The sequence below is a fragment of the Variovorax sp. LjRoot290 genome, assembly GCF_964253985.1.
Lineage (GTDB): Bacteria > Pseudomonadota > Gammaproteobacteria > Burkholderiales > Burkholderiaceae_C > Variovorax.
On sequence record NZ_CAXURW020000003.1, the window covers coordinates 150,270 to 169,176 of the forward strand.

15 protein-coding genes and 1 pseudogene are annotated in these 18,907 nt (G+C 66.9%); 11 read left to right on the forward strand and 5 right to left on the reverse strand.

Annotated features, from left to right (window positions below; all coding sequences use genetic code 11):
- Window positions 1–6: 6 nt before the first annotated feature.
- Genes ACSQ9A_RS38120 through ACSQ9A_RS38130 form a run of 3 tightly spaced genes read right to left on the reverse strand, consistent with a single transcriptional unit; the run spans window position 7 to window position 2,778 of the window.
- Entirely contained in the window at window positions 7–1,230 is a 1,224-nt protein-coding gene (locus ACSQ9A_RS38120; RefSeq protein ID WP_436307940.1) for an ABC transporter substrate-binding protein, read from the reverse strand.
- Window positions 1,231–1,280: 50 nt separating this feature from the next.
- On the reverse strand, window positions 1,281–1,991 hold the full coding sequence (locus ACSQ9A_RS38125; RefSeq protein ID WP_436307941.1) for an ABC transporter ATP-binding protein: 711 nt from the start codon (window positions 1,989–1,991) through the stop codon (window positions 1,281–1,283).
- A complete protein-coding gene (locus tag ACSQ9A_RS38130; RefSeq protein ID WP_436307942.1) occupies window positions 1,984–2,778 on the reverse strand; it encodes an ABC transporter ATP-binding protein in 795 nt (264 codons plus the stop codon). The genes ACSQ9A_RS38125 and ACSQ9A_RS38130 overlap by 8 nt, the downstream gene beginning before the upstream one ends.
- 440 nt (window positions 2,779–3,218) lie before the next feature.
- Between ACSQ9A_RS38130 and ACSQ9A_RS38135 the strand changes: the two genes are divergently transcribed.
- The 4 genes from ACSQ9A_RS38135 to ACSQ9A_RS38150 all read left to right on the forward strand — a co-directional run bounded on the left by ACSQ9A_RS38135 (window position 3,219) and on the right by ACSQ9A_RS38150 (window position 8,122).
- Entirely contained in the window at window positions 3,219–4,208 is a 990-nt protein-coding gene (locus tag ACSQ9A_RS38135) for a zinc-dependent alcohol dehydrogenase family protein (protein WP_436308242.1), read from the forward strand.
- 58 nt (window positions 4,209–4,266) lie between these two features.
- Window positions 4,267–4,578: a putative quinol monooxygenase gene (locus tag ACSQ9A_RS38140; RefSeq protein WP_436307943.1), complete on the forward strand. Its 312-nt coding sequence runs from the start codon at window positions 4,267–4,269 to the stop codon at window positions 4,576–4,578.
- Window positions 4,579–4,765: 187 nt separating this feature from the next.
- Window positions 4,766–5,116 (forward strand): helicase SNF2, encoded by a 351-nt coding sequence (locus tag ACSQ9A_RS38145; protein ID WP_436307944.1) that lies wholly within the window; start codon window positions 4,766–4,768, stop codon window positions 5,114–5,116.
- A gap of 165 nt (window positions 5,117–5,281) precedes the next feature.
- Window positions 5,282–8,122 (forward strand): ATP-binding protein, encoded by a 2,841-nt coding sequence (locus tag ACSQ9A_RS38150; protein ID WP_436307945.1) that lies wholly within the window; start codon window positions 5,282–5,284, stop codon window positions 8,120–8,122.
- 11 nt (window positions 8,123–8,133) lie between these two features.
- On the opposite strand, the gene ACSQ9A_RS38155 is transcribed toward ACSQ9A_RS38150, so the two are convergent.
- Complete coding sequence (locus tag ACSQ9A_RS38155) at window positions 8,134–9,312, reverse strand: alkene reductase (protein WP_436307946.1); 1,179 nt, start codon at window positions 9,310–9,312, stop codon at window positions 8,134–8,136.
- A gap of 242 nt (window positions 9,313–9,554) precedes the next feature.
- Between ACSQ9A_RS38155 and ACSQ9A_RS38160 the strand changes: the two genes are divergently transcribed.
- The 6 genes from ACSQ9A_RS38160 to ACSQ9A_RS38185 all read left to right on the forward strand — a co-directional run bounded on the left by ACSQ9A_RS38160 (window position 9,555) and on the right by ACSQ9A_RS38185 (window position 16,477).
- Entirely contained in the window at window positions 9,555–10,484 is a 930-nt protein-coding gene (locus tag ACSQ9A_RS38160) for a helix-turn-helix domain-containing protein (RefSeq protein WP_436307947.1), read from the forward strand.
- A 285-nt stretch (window positions 10,485–10,769) separates the two neighbouring features.
- Window positions 10,770–11,621 carry an oxidoreductase gene (locus tag ACSQ9A_RS38165; protein WP_436308243.1) on the forward strand — a complete coding sequence of 284 codons (852 nt, stop codon included), beginning with the start codon at window positions 10,770–10,772 and terminating at the stop codon, window positions 11,619–11,621.
- Between the two features lie 21 nt (window positions 11,622–11,642).
- Window positions 11,643–12,947: an MFS transporter gene (locus tag ACSQ9A_RS38170; RefSeq protein ID WP_436307948.1), complete on the forward strand. Its 1,305-nt coding sequence runs from the start codon at window positions 11,643–11,645 to the stop codon at window positions 12,945–12,947.
- Between the two features lie 11 nt (window positions 12,948–12,958).
- Window positions 12,959–14,392 carry an aldehyde dehydrogenase family protein gene (locus ACSQ9A_RS38175; protein ID WP_436307949.1) on the forward strand — a complete coding sequence of 478 codons (1,434 nt, stop codon included), beginning with the start codon at window positions 12,959–12,961 and terminating at the stop codon, window positions 14,390–14,392.
- A 140-nt stretch (window positions 14,393–14,532) separates the two neighbouring features.
- Window positions 14,533–15,375, forward strand: coding sequence for an oxidoreductase (locus ACSQ9A_RS38180; RefSeq protein ID WP_436307950.1), 843 nt, complete (start codon window positions 14,533–14,535; stop codon window positions 15,373–15,375).
- 154 nt (window positions 15,376–15,529) lie between these two features.
- The gene (locus tag ACSQ9A_RS38185) at window positions 15,530–16,477 is read left to right on the forward strand and encodes a LysR family transcriptional regulator (protein ID WP_436307951.1); all 948 of its coding nucleotides are present in this window, start codon (window positions 15,530–15,532) and stop codon (window positions 16,475–16,477) included.
- A gap of 119 nt (window positions 16,478–16,596) precedes the next feature.
- Here ACSQ9A_RS38185 and ACSQ9A_RS38190 read toward each other — a convergent pair.
- Window positions 16,597–18,237: pseudogene (locus ACSQ9A_RS38190) on the reverse strand (ABC transporter ATP-binding protein); the annotation flags it as partial.
- A 249-nt stretch (window positions 18,238–18,486) separates the two neighbouring features.
- Here ACSQ9A_RS38190 and ACSQ9A_RS38195 point away from each other — a divergent pair.
- Window positions 18,487–18,879 carry a helicase SNF2 gene (locus ACSQ9A_RS38195; protein ID WP_436307952.1) on the forward strand — a complete coding sequence of 131 codons (393 nt, stop codon included), beginning with the start codon at window positions 18,487–18,489 and terminating at the stop codon, window positions 18,877–18,879.
- Window positions 18,880–18,907: the final 28 nt, after the last annotated feature.

The following is an 18,907-nucleotide window of genomic DNA, read 5'->3' on the forward strand; positions in this document are numbered from 1 at the left end:
GCTCGGTCAGCTCTTCTTGACGAGCGCGCAGGCGCTCCTGGCCAGCGGCAGGAAGGCTTCCTGGCCGGGGATGGTCGCCTTCACGGTGAAATAGTCCCAGGTGCGCTTGGACTCCGCGGGCTTCTTGACTTGCACCAGGTAGATGTCCTTGATAAAGCGGCCATCTTCGCGGACACGTCCGTTGGTGGCGAAGAAGTCGTTCACCGGCAGCTCGCGCAGCTTGTCTAGTACCGCCTTGGATTCATCGGTGCGCGCGGCAGCCACGGCCTTCAGGTAGCTCATGGTGGCGGAGTAGTCAGCGGCCTGCACCTCGGACGGCATCTTGCCCATGCGCTTGAAGAACCGCTCCGACCAGGCGCGGCTGGCGTCGTCGCGGTCCCAGTAAAAGCTCGCCGTGGTGTAGATGTCCTTCGCCACCGGCAGACCGATCGCGTGAACGTCGCTCAGGAACAGCGCCATCGCGACCACGCTCTGCTTGCCGTTGCGCGTGAGGCCGAAGTCGTTGGCCGCCTTGATCGAAGCCACGGTATCGCCGCCTGCATTGGCCAGGCCCACGTATTTGGCGCCCGAAGCCTGCGCCTGCAGCATGAAGGACGAGAAGTCGCTGCTGTTGAGCGGGTGCTTCACGGACCCCAAGACCTTGCCGCCGCCGGCGGTGATGGCGGCGGTGGCGTCGCGCTCCATGTTCTGTCCGAACGCGTAGTCGGCCGTCACGAAGTACCAGCTGTCGGCGCCCATCTTGACCAGTGTCTTCGGCGTGTTGGTGAGCGCGGTGGTGTCGATCTGGTAGTGGATCGTGTACGGCGCGCACTGCTCGTTGGTCAGCCGCGACGTGTAGGCCGCCGAGACGATCACCAACTTGTTCTTCTGGCGGCCCACCTCCGATACGGCCAGTGCCGCCCCCGACGACACCACGTCCACGATCACGTCCACGTTGCCGGTGTCGTACCACTCGCGCGCCTTTGCGGCGGCGATGTCGGGCTTGTTCTGGTGATCGGCGGACACGACCTCGATCGACTTTCCCAGCACCTTGCCGCCGAAGTCCTCGACCGCCATCTTCACCGCTTCTACCGAGCCCTTGCCGGAGAAGTCGGAGTAAAGAGAGCCCATGTCCGTGAGCACGCCGACTTTCACGACGTCGCCGGACACCTGCTGGGCCTGCGCGGGTAGCAGGGTGCTGGCGGCGATGGCACCGGCGATCGAGAGGGAATTGAGCAGCTTGCGCTTCATGATGTCTCCTGTGGTTGAAAGCGAGGGTCTACGTCGAAAGGCCGGCGCTTCTAGACGCCCAGGACCTGCCGGAAGGTGTCTGCGTGACGATCGAGGTCCGCCGCCGCGATGTCGGCCACGATGCGACCATGCTCGACAAGCAGGTGACGATCGGCCAGCGACGAGACGAACTGCAGGTTCTGCTCGACGAGCACGATCGTGTAGCCCCGCGTGCGCAACGCAGAAATTGCGCGACCGAGCGCCTGGACGATCACCGGGGCGAGCCCTTCCGAGATCTCATCGAGCAGTAGCAGCGTCGCGCCGGTGCGCAGGATGCGGGCGAGCGCCAGCATCTGCTGCTCACCGCCCGACAAGCGCGTACCCGGGCTGCGGCGCCGCTCGTGCAAATTGGGGAACATCTTGTAGATGTCGTCGAGCGACATGCCGCCAGGGGCCACGGTGGGCAGCAGCATCAGGTTCTCCTCGCAGCTGAGGCTGGAGAAGATGCCGCGTTCTTCGGGGCAATAGCCGATGCCCAGGCGCGCCACTTCGTGCGAAGGCATGCCCACCAGTTCCCTGCCGCGACACACGATCGATCCGGTGCGGCGTCCCGTGAGTCCAAGGATGGCCTTGAGCGTGGTGCTGCGCCCCGCGCCGTTGCGGCCGAGCAGCGTCACCACCTCCCCCTCGCGGATCTCGAAGTCGATGCCGTGCAGGACGTGAGAATCGCCATAGAAGGCATTGAGGTTTTTCGCCGACAGAGCGATGCGGCGCTCAACCATGGCCGGCCTCTGCCGCCAGCGCGTCGACGCCGCTTTCTGCCGGTGTGCCGAGATAGGCTTCGACGACACGCGGGTCGGAAGACACGGTGGCGTAGTCGCCTTCCGCGATCACTGCGCCGCGCTGCAGCACGCTGATGGTGTCCGCGATGCGCGACACCACACCCATGTTGTGCTCGACCAGCAACACGGTGCGGCCCACAGCCGCGGTCCGGATCAGCTCCGTCACCCGGTCGACGTCTTCATGGCCCATCCCCTGTGTGGGTTCGTCGAGGAGCAACAACTCGGGCTCGAGCGCCAGCGTTGTCGCGAACTCCAATGCGCGACGGCGGCCGTAGGGCAGCTCGCCGGCCGGCAGTGCGGCCGAATGCTCGAGCCCCACCGATGCGAGCAGGCGAAGCGCCTCGGCATCGAGGTCCGTCAGGCTTCGGCGCGAACGCCAGAAGAAGTAGCTCGTGCCCAGCCGCCGCTGCAGTGCAACGCGAACGTTCTGCAGCACCGAGAGCGCCGGGAACGTTGCAGAGATCTGGAACGACCGGACCATTCCCATGCGTGCGACAGCCGCCGCCGCCGTGCGCGTGATGTCGATGCCATTGAATCGGATCGTCCCTGCGCTCGGCTGCATGAACTTGGTCAACAGGTTGAAGCAGGTCGACTTGCCCGCGCCGTTCGGCCCGATCAACGCATGGATGGAGCCGCGGCGCACCTTCAGGTCCACGCCGTCGACCGCGACGAAGCCCAGGAAGGACTTGCAGAGGCCGGAGGCTTCGAGGATGTAGCGGTCGCTCATCGTGCATGGCGGTGGCTGTTCGCCGGGCCCGCAGGTTGGTTGTCTCGTCGGCACATTCGAAATGTCCTTATGGGTGTCGCACGGTGGGTGCTGCAACGCATTCATGTACGTTGTCGGGACGCGATGCTAATCAGTGAGGCCGGGCCCGGACAATCGAAAAAATGGCCTCACTCGGTTGATTTTTCGTCAACCGAAATCTGTGTTCCGCGCCTCGCGCTCATCGCAAGCGACGCCTGTGCACCGCAACTTTCGCCATGCCGGCATTCGCACGTCCGCGGAAGATCGCCGCGCGCTCTCATCGATTCGACAGCGCCGCTTCAAAGGTCTTCTGCGACACGACGAATTGTTCCGCGAGTGATCGGTCCCTAGCATTTGCTCACCCGCTCAAGACCGCACAAGCGCTACTCCATCACCCTCGAAGAAAGGACTTCACCGTGACCATCGCAAGAACCATCCGCTTCCATCGAACCGGCGGGCCCGAGGTGCTGCGGATCGAGGACGTCGACATTCCCGAACCCAAGGCCGGCGAAGTGCGCATCCGGACACGCGCGCTCGGACTCAATCGCGCCGAGTCGATGTACCGGTCCGGCGCCTACGTGGTCGAGCCTCGCTATCCGGCGACGATCGGCTACGAGGCCTCCGGCCAGATCGAGTCCGTCGGTCCCGGAGTGACGGGGCTGGCGGTCGGCGACGCGGTGAGTGTCCTGCCGGTGCTGCCATTGACCGAATACGCGCTCCACGGCGAGCTCGTCGTCGCATCGGCCAGCAAGGTGGTGCGCCACCCATCGAACCTGTCGTGGGAAGATGCCGCAGCCGCGTGGATGCAGTACATCACCGCCTACGGCGCGTTGATCGACATTGCGCGCATCGGCCCGGGCGATGTAGTCGTGATCCCGGCCGCGTCGAGCAGCGTGGGACTGGCAGCCATCCAGCTCGCACGCCGCGCAGGTGCCACCTCCATCGCACTCACACGCGGCCTGGCAAAGGTGGCGCCCTTGCGAGCGGCGGGCGCGTCGCATGTCGTGGTGACCGATCAGGAAGACCTGCGCGAGCGCATCATGGCGCTCACGGAAGACAAGGGCGCGCGCGTCGTGTTCGACCCGGTGGGAGGCGACAACTTCACGCGCCTGGCTGAAGCCACCGCGCCACAAGGCCTGCTGTTCATCTACGGCGCCCTTGCGGAGGGCATCACGCCGCTGCCGATCCTGCCGGTGCTCAGCAAGCACCTCACGATCCGCGGCTACGACCTGTTCGAGATCGCGGGCGACCCACGACGCTTCGCACAAGCCATCGAGTCGATCTCTGCCGGGCTGACCGACGGATCGCTCAAGCCGATCGTCGCGCGGACCTTCAAGTTCGGCGACTTCGTCGAGGCGCACCGGTATCTCGAGTCGAACCAGCAGTTCGGCAAGGTCGTGGTCACGACCTGACCCGCCATCCCTTGTTCTCGCTTCTCCCTACCTCCATCACTCGACCAGGACATTCACCATGAACGCCAACCAACAACTCACCATCGTTGCCATCCTGCGCGCCCGTCCGGGCATCGAGGACGAACTCGGCCGACGCCTCGGCGAACTCGTCGCGCCCACACGCGCCGAAGCCGGATGCATCAATTACGACCTGCATCGTTCCAACACCGACCCGGCGGTGTGGATCCTGTACGAGAACTGGGTGTCGCCGGAGGCGCTCGACCTGCATTTCGCGACCCCGCCGCTCGTGAAGCTGCTCGCCGACGTCGACGACATGACGGCGGAGCCCCTGCAGATCCACCGCCTGACCATGGTCAGCAATCCGGCCTGACCGTGTGCGCGACGGGTCGTCTCGAGACTTCGCAAAACAGGCCGACCCATCACCAACATGGCCGCGCGCCGCATCGCGCTCGGGCCGACACTGGATTCAGGCGCCGCATTCCACCAGCGCCCGGATCCGTCGAACGGCTGGCGACGCCGATCCACCCTCAACTCAGCCACTCTCGAAAGGAAACATCATGCAAGTCTCGAAGAACATCCGCATCGCAGCGATCGCCACCCTGGCGGTGCTCTCCGCCATCGGTGTCCGCGCCGAGGAGTACGAGGGCGTACTCAAGTTCGACTCCACCGCCGTGCGCAGCGAGGTCCGAGCCGACGCCGCCGTCGCCGCGCGTATGCCGAACCCCTATGCCGAAGGCGCCGAGTCTGGCCCGGCCGAAGCCGTGGCCAGCGTGGTAGACCGCACGTCGGTGCGTACGCAGGCCTATGCCGCCGCGCGCGCTGGCAACCCCTTCGGCGAGGCTGCGTCGGCGGGCGTTATGGCACCGCCGCTTCTCGCGCGAGCCAAGGATCGCGAACGCGCGCTTTGACCGCGCCGAGGCGAGCCACGGCTCGCCTCTCACTTGAGATTTACTCAAGCACGGGTGCGCCGTAATCCCACCGGAATTGATGTCTTGTGTGGCAATATGGCGCTGGCTTGCATGTCGGCGTGTCGCTGCGCAACGAAGCCCTTCCCACACACCCATTCGTCATCAATGAACGACTCCGAGCTGTCCGCGCTCAGCGCTGGCGCGATTTTCCGGTTCGGTGCATTCAGCCTCTTCCCCGTCGAACGGATCCTGCTCGACGACAAAACACCCGTGCGGCTCGGCAGTCGCTCGCTCGACATCCTTATCCTGCTCATCGAAAAGGCGGGCCAATTCGTCCACAACGACGAGATCTTCCAGCGCGTATGGCCGAAGACAGTGGTCGTGCAGGGCAACTTGCGCGTGCACGTCGCCGGGCTGCGCAAGGCGCTGGGCGACGGCCGCGACAGCCAGCGTTACATCGTCAACGTGCCGAACCGGGGCTACAGCTTCATCGAGCCCGTGCGCATCGAAGGAGCGTCCAAGCCGCCGGCCCCGCCGCCAGCGCACATTGCAGCCGAGCGGCTGCCGTCGCCGCTCAACCGTGTGATCGGCCAAGCGAGCATGCTTCGCAACCTGGGCGACCAGATCCGGCAGCGCCGGCTGGTCACGCTGGTTGGCGCGGGCGGCATCGGCAAGACCACAGTCGCGCTGACGGCAGCCGCCGCGGCGCTGCGCTCGGACGCGGGCTGGAGCGGCGTGCATTTCGTGGACCTCGCTTCGCTGGCCTCGCCGAGCCTCGTCCCCAGCGCACTGGCCGCATCGCTGGGGCTTGCAGCGCCGGTCGACCGCTCGACGAAGGGCCTGCTGTCCTACCTGCACGACAAGTCGCTGCTGTTGATCTTCGACAACTGCGAACACCTGATCGAGGCCGTCGCGTCGCTGGCAGAGGACATCCTTCGCGGATCGCATGGCATCCACATTCTGGCGACCAGCCGCGAGCCGCTTCGTGCCGAGGGCGAATGGGTACAGCGCCTCCAGCCCCTGGACATCCCGCCGCGCTCGGCGGCGCTGACGGCTAGGCAGGCGATCTCGTTCTCGGCCGTTGAACTGTTCGTGGAGCGCGCCTCGGCAACGCTCGACAGCTTTGCGCTCACCGACGCCGACGCGATCGTCGCAGCCGACATTTGCCGACGGCTCGACGGTATTCCGCTGGCCATCGAACTGGCGGCGGCGCGCATCGATCCGCTGGGCTTGCGCGGCATCGCGAGCGCGCTGGACGATTGCTTCGCCTTGCTGAGCAAGGGCCGGCGCACCGCGCTGGCCCGGCACCAGACCCTGCGCGCGACGACGGAGTGGAGCTTCGGCCTGCTCTCGCCACGCGATCGAACCATCATCAACCGTCTTTCAGTGTTCGCAGGCATCTTCACGATGGAGTCTGCGGCCACGGTGGCGGGTGACGACGGGCTGAGCCCGACCGATGTGCTCGACGGCCTGTCGGACCTGGTCGCGAAATCGCTCGTCACGGCCGACGTCGGCGGCGACGAGGTCCATTTCCGGCTGCTGGACGCCACGCGGGCTTACGCCCGCGAGACGCTCGCGAGCGCGCCCGACGCGGATGCCCTGCGCAGGCGCCATGCCGAACATTTCGTCGAGTTGCTGGCGAAAGCCAGCGAGGCATGGAAATCGCTGAGCGCCGGCGAATGGCTGCGGGCCTACGGCTTCAGGCTCGACGACGTGCGCGCAGCCTTGCAGTGGGCGTTCTCCGATCGTGGCGACGTGGCTCTGGGCGTGGCGCTGACGGCCGGATCGGCACCGCTGCTGTTCCAGCTCTCGTTCGCCGAAGAACACCGCCAGCATGCGGCGCGCGCGTTGCGGGCCATCGAAGGCGTGGAGTCCATCGATCCGCGCCTCGAGTTCGAACTCCGCATCGCCTACGGGCACGTGCTGTTCCACACGCGCGGATTGCACCCGGAAAGCGCCGAGGGCTTCACCAAGGCGCTCGCAATCGCACGCGAGATGAACGACCGCAAGATGCTCGCGCTGGCCTATAGCTCCAACTGGATGGGTGCGTACAACAGCGGCGAGCCCACACGCATGCTGCACTTCGCCCGGAAGTTCGAGGAAGTCACCGCGCGTGACGACGATCCATCGATCACCCTCATGTACGACCGGATGAAGGCGCCCGCATTGCACTTCCTCGGCGACCAGCAGGAGGCACTGGCGTGCGTCGAGCGCGGCATCGCCGTCGAGAGCGTAGCTCGGCCACCGTTCCTGTCGGGCTCGCAGATCGACCGCCGCGTGTCGCTCGGGATCATTCACGCGCGCATTCTGTGGGTCCAGGGGCGGCCCGAATCCGCCAATGCGGTGTATGACGAGGCCATGGAGATCGCTGCACGCGAGGGCGAAAGCGTGGCGCTGGCCTTCGCAGCCGGTTTTTGCGGATGCGCGATGGCGATGCACGGAGGCGACCTGAACCTCGCACGCGCACGCAACCAGATACTGTTGCGGCAGGCGCGGGAACATTCGCTGGCGGGCTGGCTCCACTTCGGCCTGGCGTATGAAGCGTTCATCAATTGGAGCGAGCGAGGCGGCTCGGGACAACCGCCGCCGCTCCCCTCGCATCACGCCCAAACCGCGCCTCAGTTGGTCGACCTGATGGTGCCGCTGCACCCGGCTTACGTCAGCACCCAGGCAATCGCACGCGGCGATGCCGGACTCGCCGGCTGGTGCGCGGCGGAGATCCTGCGCGTACGCGGCGACCGACTGCGATCGAGCGACCCCTCGGTCGCCGAGGCGCTGCTGACCAACGCGCTCGACATGGCGCGCAGCAACGGCGCGCTGGCCTGGGAGATCCGCTGCGCTACAACGCTGGGCGCGCACTGGCTTGAGCATGGGCATGCGCGGGCGGTATCCGAACTGCTCGATGCGCTGCTGTCGCGCGTGACCGAAGGCTTGTCCACACCCGACTTCAAGGCCGCGACGATGCTGCACGCCCGTGCGCGCGCGCTTGCCGATCTGCCGCCTTGAGCGGCGCAGTGTCAAGCCTCTTCATCGACATCGTCGGCGTCATCGCTGTCATCGGCCTCGTCCGCGATGAAGTAGCGCGTAGGATCGGCGACCTTGAGAGGACCGCCTGTGAGCAGCCGCTCGGGAAGATCGGGGTTCGCGGCGAAGGACCGGCCGAATCCCACCGCGTCGGCGGCGCCGCGCTCGATCACCGCGCTGGCGCTCGCGCCATCGAAGCCACCCGATGCAACGATAACGCCCGGATAGCTCGGGCGAAGCCAGTCGACGACCAGCGCCTCGTGCGCCGCTGCTCCGTGGTCGAAGCCGCCGAGCGCGCGCGGCTCCGCCACATGCACATAGGCCAGGCTCTCTTCGTGCAGACGCCGCAGCAGGTGCGGAAACAACAGTTCAGGCGCTGCATCGAAAGTGCCATTGATCGCGCCGAGCGGCGACAGGCGGACGCCCACGCGCGACGAACCCCAGACAGACGCCAAGGACTGCACCGCGTCGATCAAGAAGCGCACGCGGTTCTCGGTGGGGCCGCCGTAGCGGTCGGTCCGCACGTTGCTGCCGCTGTGGAGGAACTGGTCCGCCAGGCAACCGTTGGCGCAGCACATCTCGACGCCGTCAAAGCCCGCATCGGCGGCATTCTCGGCCGCGCGCCGGTACTGATCGATCACCTCCTCGATACCATCGTCGTCGAGCACGAGCGGCGGTTCGGCAGATCGACGCTGCGCGCCGGGCGCATGAATGGTAGCCGGCAGCGCGATTGCCGATGCGCCGATGGCGGGCAAGCCGGTGAGGCGCGGAGACGCAAGCCGTCCCCCGTGCCACAGCTGCGCCACCATGTAGCCGCCTTGCCGATGGACTTCGTCGGTGACCGACTTCCAGGCGTTGACCTGATCCGTGGCAAAGATGCCGGCAGTGCCGTGCTGCGCCACGGCAGCGGGCGCCACGGCGATCGACTCCGACACGATCAACCCGCCCTTGGACGCCCGCATGGCGTAGTGCCGCTGCAACGCCGGGGACGGCACACCTTCAGGCGCAGATGCCAGCAAGCGACTGAAAGGCGCCATGACGACGCGATGTGACAGCGCCCACGGCCCGATTTGCAGCGGCGTGTTCAAACGAGGCGTTAACGACGCGGAGGACGGCACCTTGATGAGAGAACCGGGTTGAGCCGGGTTCTTGACTGTGTAGAGATTGGCCAACAAACGCCCTTACCTGATCGCCTTAGGTTGAAGCACGGCGTCCGTCACGGCAAGTTAAGACGCGTAAATTCTGCGCGGGCGGCGGGCGCGCCACGGCTGCGCGCGGGCATAACGCGTTCTAGCGCGCATTAACTCGTCATCGCGCATCTTTGGGCAGATAGTGGCGGCTCTCGCCAGCGGTGGCGCCGTCGTGCGCCATCCCCATGTCAACCCCAACACCGCCAAAGCGGCTCGAGCGCGCCATGTCGTCTTCGTCATACTCCCTGATCGACTCCTCCGAAAGAGTCGAGCAGCTGATCCCCCGCAAGGGGACTTTCGCTGCTCGCACGGCCGGCGCCGAAAGCGGCTGGGTGATGCCGGTGGCCCTCTGGGAAGGTCCCGATGGCTTCGACAGTTCGCAGGAGCCCGACAACCGGCCCTATCACGTGGTGGCCTGGCGGCTTTCCGGTGCACTGGTACAGCGCGTGCTGTCAAACCGGCAGCCCGTCGAGGAACTGTCTCCGCACGGGTTCTCGATCCAGCCCGCGCAGCACGACCTGCGCATGCTGGCCGACGGCCGGATCCAGTTCGCGCATTTCTGCGCCAGCGAGGAGTTCATGCGGCGCGTTGCCACTGAATGGGCTGGCGAACGTGGAGACCGGTCGGAGCTGCTGGCGGAGAACCACGTAATGCGACTCGATGCCGAGGTGATCCCGATGCTTGACCTGTACCTGCGGCGCGCGCTCGACGAGGAAGACAAGCCGACCCGGCTGGAGATGGACTGCCGCGCGAGCCTGCTGATGCTGCAGCTCGTACGCAAGCATTCGACGCTGGACGATCGCAGCCGTCGCGCCGCAGCGGGCGGGCTATCCCCGAGTCACCTGCGCCGCGTGTTCGATGCCATGAATGCCGATCTGTCGTCCGAGGTGTCGCTTGCGAACCTGGCCAGGATGGTCGGCTTGTCGTACCACCACTTCTGCCATGCCTTCAAGGCATCGACCGGCGTGCCGCCACATCAATGGCTGATCGAAGCGCGAGTCAAACGCGCGTGCGAGCTGCTGCGCACTACCACCGATTCGATCAGCGACATCTCTGCCGCCGTGGGCTACGACGATCCAACGCAGCTCGCCCGCGTGTTCCGCGCGCGGCGCGGCACCACGCCGCAGCTGTACCGCCGCGCGGCGCAGGCCTGAAGGCGATCTCGTCGCCGGCACCCACCGCAATGCCGGTGGGCGACCGGCCGCCGACACGAAGCTGTTGGCAGCCACGCTCGAATCACGGACTCACTGCGCCTGCGCGTGGCCGCAGCGGCCACGACGCGCGCGCGTGCTCGCTTATGCGAGGGCATGGATTCGGCCTGCTCCGCCGGGCCCTCGATGAAAGAGCAAGAAACGCCGACCGATCACCAAACGCGCAAGGCGCGTCTTGGGCCACGGACGGAGACTGCGATCTCCCTCAACACTCGACAAGGAACTGATATGTCCAACTCATCCAAGGTCTGGTTTATCACAGGCGCATCGCGCGGCTTCGGCATGGAGATCGCCCGAGATGCGCTGGCGCGCGGCGATCGCGTGGTCGCCACCGCGCGACGCCCGGAAACGATCGAGGCCGCCATCGGCATTCACGACAACCTCCTGCCGGTCGCGCTCGACGTGAACAACGAGGAGCAGGTCGCTGCCGCGACGGCGGCCGCCATCGGCCGGTTCGGCCGCATCGACATCCTCGTGAACAACGCCGGCTACGGCCTGCTAGGTGCGGTCGAGGAATCGAGCGGTGTCGAAGTCGAACGCCTGTTCGCCACCAACGTGTTCGGCCTGCTGAGCGTCACACGCTCGGTACTGCCCCACATGCGGCGCCAGCGCAGTGGCCATCTGATGAACATCTCGTCCATCGGCGGGTATGCATCCTATGCCGGCTGGGGTGTGTACTGCGCGACAAAGTTCGCGGTGGAAGCGCTCAGCGAATCGCTGTCGATCGAACTGGCGCCGCTCGGTATTCACAGCACGGTGGTCGAACCCGGATTCTTCCGCACCGATTTCCTCGACGCCAGTTCGCTCGTCAAGACCGAGAAGGAGATCAAGGAATACGCGGCAACCGTGGGCGAGATGCGCGTGCTGATGGCCGGCGCCAATCACAAGCAGCCCGGTGATCCGAAGAAGCTGTCGAAGGCGATTCTGGTTCTGGCCGACAACCCGACGCCGCCACAGCGCCTGCCGCTGGGTACCGACACGATCGCCAAGCTGCGCGGCAAGAACGCGTTCGTCGAAGAAGAGCTCGCGAAGTACGAAGAGCTTGCCACCTCGACCGACCACGACGACGTGAGGCAGTAGGTCTTTCGGAGGTCGCCCATCATGACTTTCTCATCCAGCTCATCGGTCGTCGTGCCGGCGGCCGCAACGGGATCGGCTACGCCCGGGCGGCGTTCCTCTGCGCCGTCCGTGCTGCTGCTCACGACCGCGGTTCAGGCGCTCGTTTCGATGGCGGCGTTGATGGTGCCAGTGCTAGGCCCGCGCATCGTGGGTGACCTTCAGCTGCCCGGCGCCGTGCTCGGCTACTACGTGGCATTGGTCTACCTGGCGGCCGTGCCGGGGTCGGTGCTCGGGGGCGACGCCGTGCTGCGTTATGGACCCGTGCGCGTGAGCCAGGCCAGCCTGGTGCTGTGCGCGGGCGGCCTGCTGCTGGTCGCCAGTGGCATCTGGTGGCTCGGGTGCATCGGCGCATTGCTGATCGGACTAGGCTACGGGCCAGTCACGCCGGCAAGCAGCCACATGCTCGCACTCGCCGCCCCCAGCGGCCATCGCGGCCTCGTGTTCTCCATCAAGCAGACAGGCGTTCCGTTGGGCGGCGCGCTGGCGGGCTTCGTCGGCCCGCGGGTCGCGGAGCCCTCGGGCTGGTCCATGGCACTCGTGGTCGGCGCCATCTTCTGCGTCGTCTGCGCGATGCTCGCGCAATGGTGGCGCAGCCCCAATGACGATGACCGCCAACCGTCACATCCAATGGGCTTGTGCGTGTTCTCCGAGATGGCGCTGCTGCTGAAGACGTCGACGCCGCTGCGCACGCTCGCGATCGCGGCGTTCTTCTTCTCGATGTTCCAGCTGTCGCTCAGCACCTATCTGGTGACTTACATGCACCAGGGCTTCGGCTACTCGCTGGTGATGGCGGGTTTCATGATGTCGATGGCCCAGGGCGCGGGCATCGTCGGCCGCCTGGTCTGGGGCTACGTAGCGGATCACTTGCTGCGCGGTCCACGCCTGCTGCTGGTGCTCGGCGCCGTGATGACCGTCGGCTGCCTCGCCATGGCCGCACTGCCGCGCGACTGGTCCCAAGGCGCGCTGCTGTGTGTGGTGGTGCTGGTAAGTGCCTGCGCGTTGGGCTGGAACGGCTTTTTCCTCGCGGAAGTCGCGCGCCAGGCCCCGCCCGGAATGGCCAGCCGCGCAACCGGCGCGATCCTGTCGTGCCTGTTCGCAGGCGTCGTGATCGGCCCGCCGTTCTTCGGCAGCCTCGCGTCCGCCACCGGCAACTACAGCCTGGCCTTCGTGGTGATCGCCATCGCGCCGCTGATTTCGACGCTTACCCTGTTCCGGCGCGCTCGCGCGCTCGATCCCGCATCCGCACCCAGTTCCTCGGCTTCCCCCTCGTCCACGCCGACACCCTGAAAGGATCCATCATGCTTCCCAGACTCCACAGCTTCATCGACGGCCGGTTCGTCCCACCCAGCGGCGGCCGGTACAGCGACAAGTACGATCCGCGCACGGCCACCAAGATGCAGGAAGTCGCGCGCAGCGCGCCCGAAGACCTCGACCTCGCGGTGTCGGCGGCCTCGAACGCCCTGCCCGCGTGGCGCAACCTGCGCCCATCGGAGCGCGGCCGCATCCTGGTCGACGTGGCCCGGGCGGTGCGCGCCAACGGCGGCGCGCTCGGTGAGATCGAATCGCTCGAAACCGGCAAGCCGGGCCAGGAGATGCCGGTGCTGATCGACCTGCTGGCGCAGTTCTTCGAGTACTACGGCGGCATCGCCTCGATCGACGAAGGCGAGATCGTCAACGTAGGCCCGGGCTACCACGCGTACACCCGGCGCGACCCCTTCGGTGTGATCGGTGTGATCCTGCCTTGGAACGCGCCGCTGCATCAGGCCGCACGCGCCATCGCGCCGGCGCTGGCGGCCGGCAACACGCTGGTCGCCAAGCCATCGGAGCACACCTCGGGGTCGCTCGTCGAACTGGCGCGCCTGGCGGTCGAGGCAGGGCTGCCGCAAGGGGTGTTCAACGTTATCGTGGGCCAGGGCTCGGTCATCGGGCCGGCGATGGTCAAGAACCCAGCGGTGATGAAGATCTCCTTCACGGGCAGCCTGCGCGCGGGGCGCGAAATCGGCCAGATCGCGGCCGAGCGCGTGCTGCCGCTCACGCTGGAGCTCGGCGGCAAGTCGGCCAACATCGTGTTCGCCGATGCCGACCTCGATGCGGCCGCGCCGGGCTCGGTGCGGGCCTTTACCTGGAACAGCGGCCAGTGGTGCTGCGCCGGAACACGCTGCCTCGTGCAACGCAGCGTGCACGACGCCTTCGTCGAGAAGCTCGTCGCCTCGGTCAAGGCGCTGAAGATCGGGCCGGAGCACGACGCCGTCGCCGGTCCCATCACCACGAAGGCGCAGTACGAGAAGATCCAGACCTACTTCGACATCGCCAGGCAAAGCGGCCTGACCCCGGCGATCGGCGGTCACCTGCCAACCGATCCACGGTTGCAGAAGGGCTGGTTCATCGAGCCCACGGTCTACGCCGGCGTGACCAACGACACGCTGATCGCGCAAGAAGAAATATTCGGCCCGGTGCTGTGCGTCATTCCCTTCGACGACGAGGCGGAAGCGATCCGCATCGCCAACGACAGCGAGTATGGCCTCGGCGCGGGCATCTGGTCGCGCGACATCGGCCGCGTGCACCGGGTCGCCGCGCAATTGGACGCCGGCCGCATCGTCGTGAATGAGTACAACGGCGGCTTCGTGCAGACGCCCTGCGGTGGCTTCAAGAACAGCGGCTATGGCCGCGAGCAAGGCCGCGACGCGCTGGCCCATTACTCGCAGACCAAGTCGGTCATCGTGAAGCTGTGAGCCGATGAGCGGCAGCGCCTCAGGGTCGACGCGCCACCTGTAAGGGACTCTACAAACCCTTTCGGCCGCCGAGGCGTTGCTCTCGCCGCTCCATCCGAATACCTTCAAGGCACCAACCACACGCAAAAAGGGCCCGCACCATGGCTTCATCATCCGACCAGATCTTCTTCATCACCGGCGTCTCCACCGGTCTCGGACGCGCCATCGCGCAGGCGGCGCTGGACGCCGGCCACCGCGTCGTCGGCACGCTGCGCGACGAGAAGGCGCTCGCCGCTTTCGAAGCGCTTGCCCCGGGTCGCGCCTTCGGCCGGCTCCTCGACGTGACCCGCCTCGACGAGGTTGCGCCGACGGTGGATGCGATCGAACGCGAGATCGGCCCCATCTCGGTGGCAATCAATAATGCCGGCTACGGCCACGAGGGCCTGATCGAAGAGTCGAGCTTCGACGATCTGCGGCGGCAGTTCGAAGTCAACGTGTTTGGTGCGGTCGCAGTGCTGAAGGCCGTGGCGCCGCACATGCGCGGCCGCCGCGCCGGGCACATCGTCAACATCACCTCGGTGGGTGGCATCGTGACCTACCCCGGCCTGGGCATCTACCACGGCAGCAAGTTCGCACTGGAAGGCATCTCCGAGGCGCTCGGCAAGGAACTGGCCCCCTTCGGCGTGCATGTGACCGCGGTCGAGCCCGGCGCCTTCCGCACCGATTGGGCGGGCCGATCGATGGTTCGCGCCGGACGCGCGATCCCAGAGTACGACGCGATCTTCAACCCCGAGCGCGAGGCGCGCGCAAAGCGCAGCGGCAACCAGGCGGGCGACCCGGCCAGGGCGGGACAGGCGATCCTGCAGCTGGTGGCCTCGGCCAACCCGCCCGCGCATCTGCTGCTGGGCCGCGACGCGATCGGCAAGGTTCGCGAGAAGATCGCCCACATGACGCGCGACATCGACACGTGGCAAGAAGTGACGCTGTCGACCGACTTCGCCTGATTCACGGTCCGGCCCGGCACCTCCTGTGGCGTCCGGGCCCGGGCCGGGGCCTGCGACCCGCGGGCTTTTGCTTGCCCTGGCGCGCCAACCGCCCGATCATCGGGCCCGTTCGGCGCCCTCCTCCGTTACGCGCCGCCGCCAATGAAGGACGAACTTGAGACAGGACCAACTCGAAGGATTGATCGCATTCATCGCCGTCGCAGAGGAGCGCGGCTTCTCGGCTGCCGGCGTCCGGCTGGGCGTGACGCCCTCGGCGGTCAGCCAGTCGATCCGGGCGTTGGAGAAGCGCCTGGGCATCACGCTTTTCAACCGCACCACGCGCAGCGTGAGCCTGACCGAAATCGGGGAGAGTTACCTGGAGCGGGTACGACCCGCCGTCGTGGAACTGACCACCGCTTCAGAAGAACTTGGACGTGAAGCCGAGCACCCGAGCGGGCTGCTGCGCCTGAACGTGCCGCGCGCCGGCTACACCATCGGACTCCAGCCAGTGCTGCGCCGCTTTCTCGATCGCTTTCCCGACGTGAGGCTCGAAGTGCGCATCGAAAACCAGCTCGTCGACATCGTGGGCCAGGGATTCGATGCTGGCGTCCGCTTTGGCGACCTTGTCGAAAAGGACATGATCGCGATGAAGATCGGTCCGCCCATCGAGGCCAATGTCATTGCTGCGCCCGACTACCTGCGGCAGCACGGCGTGCCCGAGCATCCGCGCGACCTGCTGGCCCACAACTGCATCGGCTTCCGGCACGTCAGTTCCGGACAAGTGGAGCGCTGGCACCTTGCGCGTGGCGGCGAGACCTTCAACATGGCCATCAGCGGCCGCCTCACGATCAATGACTCGTCCGCCCTGGTACAGGCAGCGCTCGACGGCCTGGGCATCGCCTACATGATCAACGGCTACATCGACGGCCTGATCGAGCAGGGGCGCCTCGTGCGCCTGCTCACGGACTGGAGCCCACCGCTGCCGGGCCTCACGCTCTACTATCCCGACCGCCGGCGGGTGCCGGCGAAACTGCGCGCGCTGATCGACTTCCTGAGGACCGAGGCGGACCTGTTCGCATCGAGCTCGCTGCCTCCCGATCTGCGTCTGCCCGGCACGGCCTGAATTGGCGGGGGCGGCTTGATCTGCCGCAGCCTCCCGCCCGCCAACTCGAACACGCGATCTGCGCCCAGGAGCGGGGAGGGCCGGTGAGAAATGACGATGCGCGTCTGCGTACCCGCGCGGCCGGCCAGGCGGGCGAGGATGCCGCGCTCGGTCGCGTCGTCGAGCGCCGAGGTCGCCTCGTCCAGGACCAGGATAGGCGCCCGCGACAGCAGGGCACGCGCCAGCGCGATGCGCTGGACCTGCCCGCCGGACAGGCACTTCGCCGGCTCGCCGACGAGCGTCTCGTAGCCGTCCGGCAGCGCCACGATGAAGTCGTGAGCACCAGCCATCTGCGCGGCATCAATGACCTCGTCCCGCGATGCATCGGGCCGGGCATAGGCGATGTTGTCATGGATGGAGCGGTGGAGCAGTCCCGTGTCCTGGGATGCCGCGGCGATCGACCGCCGCAACTGGTCCTGCGGCAGGCTTGCCACGTCGATGCCGCCCACGAGGATGCGGCCCTGCTGCGGCGTGTATTGGCGCTGCAGCAGCTTGACCAGGCTCGACTTGCCCGATCCGCTCGGCCCAACGATGAGGATGGTCTCGCCCGCACGCACGCGCAGGTCGAGCGAGGTGTATAGCGCTCCCCTGCCGCGGCCGTAGCTGAAGCTCACGTCTTCGAACGCGATCTCGCCGGACGTTATGTGATCGACCGACATCGGCACCGGAGCCTTGGCGAGCAAAGTCCGGGCGTCCGTCGGCGCAGGCGGTGCATGGATGATTTCTGCGACGGCGGCAACCTGGTCCAGACCCTTCTGCATGCTCCGCACGTCGTCGCCGACGTTGCGAAGGTAGGCGGCCATCTGCAAGAAGGCCGTGATCGCGAACGCGACATCGCCGGCATGCGCCTGCCCGTGCGACCACGCCCGGATGGCAGCGCCCGTGACGCCGACGAGCAGCAGCCAAAGCAAGGCGTTCTGGGCCAGGCCGACGTCGACGAACCGGCGCCAGGTGCACGTGATCGCGTCACGCCAACGGGCGGTTGCCGTCGCCATGCGAGCCGATTCGTAACTTTCGGCGGCGAACGCCCGGACTGTCGCATGGCCCCACAGCGCGTCGCCGAGCTCCGCGTTGAGCTGTGCATCGAGCGCGCTCGATTCCCGGTTGGCAGGGCGCAGGTAGCGTCGGCCCGCCCAGGCGTTGAGCAGCAAGAAGAGCACCAGCACGGCAACCGCCCACGCGCCCGCGATCGGCAGCCGCCACGCAATCAGCCCGCACAGACCGACCAGGATCACGAAGGCCGGCGCCAGCCGCAGACCGATGGCATCGGTGGCGCTGTCGTAGCCCCACATGCCCTGGCTGAGGCGACGCATGGTGGCGCCGGCAGGCTGGGCCGCATGCCATTCCGGACCCAGCCGCTGCACTGCGGCATGCGTCGCATCGGCGATAAACGCCATGTTGCGGGCCGCGACCACCAGCAGCAAACGGAAGCCCGCATTGCGCAGCAGTGCCGCGCCGGCGAAAGCGCCCACGAGCAGACTCCAGGAATACCAGACGGCGCCGGTGGCGGAGTCCGGCGCCAAGATAGAGGCCACGAGCCTGGCCGCTGCCAGCGGGAGGCAGAGTTCGAAGCCCGTGGCCATCAGGGTCAGGACCAGGCCTCCCTGGAACAGCCGCCAGTGGCGTCGCCAAAGACCGGCCACCAGGCGTAGCGGCCTGTCGGGCGTCGCATCCGGCAAAGCGGATGGGGTGTCGGAAGAGGGATGGACGGTGGAGTTCATGGCGGGTGCGAGCTGCTCCGCATACTAGGAGGCGACGGCGCGCGCGATAAGCCGGCAATCGGTGCATGGACCTTGAAGTCAAACTGACCAGTCGATCCTGAAGGAACGCTTCAAAGCTTTCGGCGAGTCGGCTGGCTTATCAAGCAACGAGTCGGCACCTAGCATTGACCCCACTGTGTCGCTGCATCCCCGGGCTGGCAGCCGGCCACAGCAACTCTTCTTACCAGCCCTCATCGAAAGGAAACCGAAATGAAAGTCTCGAAGATCACCGCCGCCGCCACCCTCGCATTGCTCGCATCGCTGGGCTCCGTCGGCGCCGCCGCCGAGGAGTACCACGGCGTGCTGCAGTTTCAGTCGACGCAAAGCCGCGCCGAAGTGCGTACCCAGGCCATTGCTGCCGCGCGCAGCGAGAACCCCTATGCGGAAGGCGCCGCATCCGGCGCCCCGACGCAGCTTGCGAGCGCCCTTTCGCGCAGCGACGTGCGTGCCGGCGCTGTTGCCATCGCACGTGCTGGCAATGTCTATGGAGACGGCGCATCGGGCGGCACCGCCTTCGCCACGGGCGGCACGCTCGCCCGCGCCACCGTCCGCGAAGAAGCCCGCGCGGCTGCACGTGGCCAGTTCGACGTGGGATCCCTGTGACCCCTTGGATTGCTCCGGACGGCCGCCG

Coding starts and splice junctions, on each gene's coding strand:
- ACSQ9A_RS38180 (WP_436307950.1), top strand. CDS start 14,533: ATGGCTTCATCATCCGACCAGATCTTCTTCATCACCGGCGTCTCCACC.
- ACSQ9A_RS38165 (WP_436308243.1), top strand. CDS start 10,770: ATGTCCAACTCATCCAAGGTCTGGTTTATCACAGGCGCATCGCGCGGC.
- ACSQ9A_RS38170 (WP_436307948.1), top strand. CDS start 11,643: ATGACTTTCTCATCCAGCTCATCGGTCGTCGTGCCGGCGGCCGCAACG.
- ACSQ9A_RS38175 (WP_436307949.1), top strand. CDS start 12,959: ATGCTTCCCAGACTCCACAGCTTCATCGACGGCCGGTTCGTCCCACCC.
- ACSQ9A_RS38130 (WP_436307942.1), bottom strand. CDS start 2,778: ATGAGCGACCGCTACATCCTCGAAGCCTCCGGCCTCTGCAAGTCCTTC.
- ACSQ9A_RS38140 (WP_436307943.1), top strand. CDS start 4,267: ATGAACGCCAACCAACAACTCACCATCGTTGCCATCCTGCGCGCCCGT.
- ACSQ9A_RS38160 (WP_436307947.1), top strand. CDS start 9,555: ATGTCGTCTTCGTCATACTCCCTGATCGACTCCTCCGAAAGAGTCGAG.
- ACSQ9A_RS38120 (WP_436307940.1), bottom strand. CDS start 1,230: ATGAAGCGCAAGCTGCTCAATTCCCTCTCGATCGCCGGTGCCATCGCC.
- ACSQ9A_RS38195 (WP_436307952.1), top strand. CDS start 18,487: ATGAAAGTCTCGAAGATCACCGCCGCCGCCACCCTCGCATTGCTCGCA.
- ACSQ9A_RS38145 (WP_436307944.1), top strand. CDS start 4,766: ATGCAAGTCTCGAAGAACATCCGCATCGCAGCGATCGCCACCCTGGCG.
- ACSQ9A_RS38150 (WP_436307945.1), top strand. CDS start 5,282: ATGAACGACTCCGAGCTGTCCGCGCTCAGCGCTGGCGCGATTTTCCGG.
- ACSQ9A_RS38125 (WP_436307941.1), bottom strand. CDS start 1,991: ATGGTTGAGCGCCGCATCGCTCTGTCGGCGAAAAACCTCAATGCCTTC.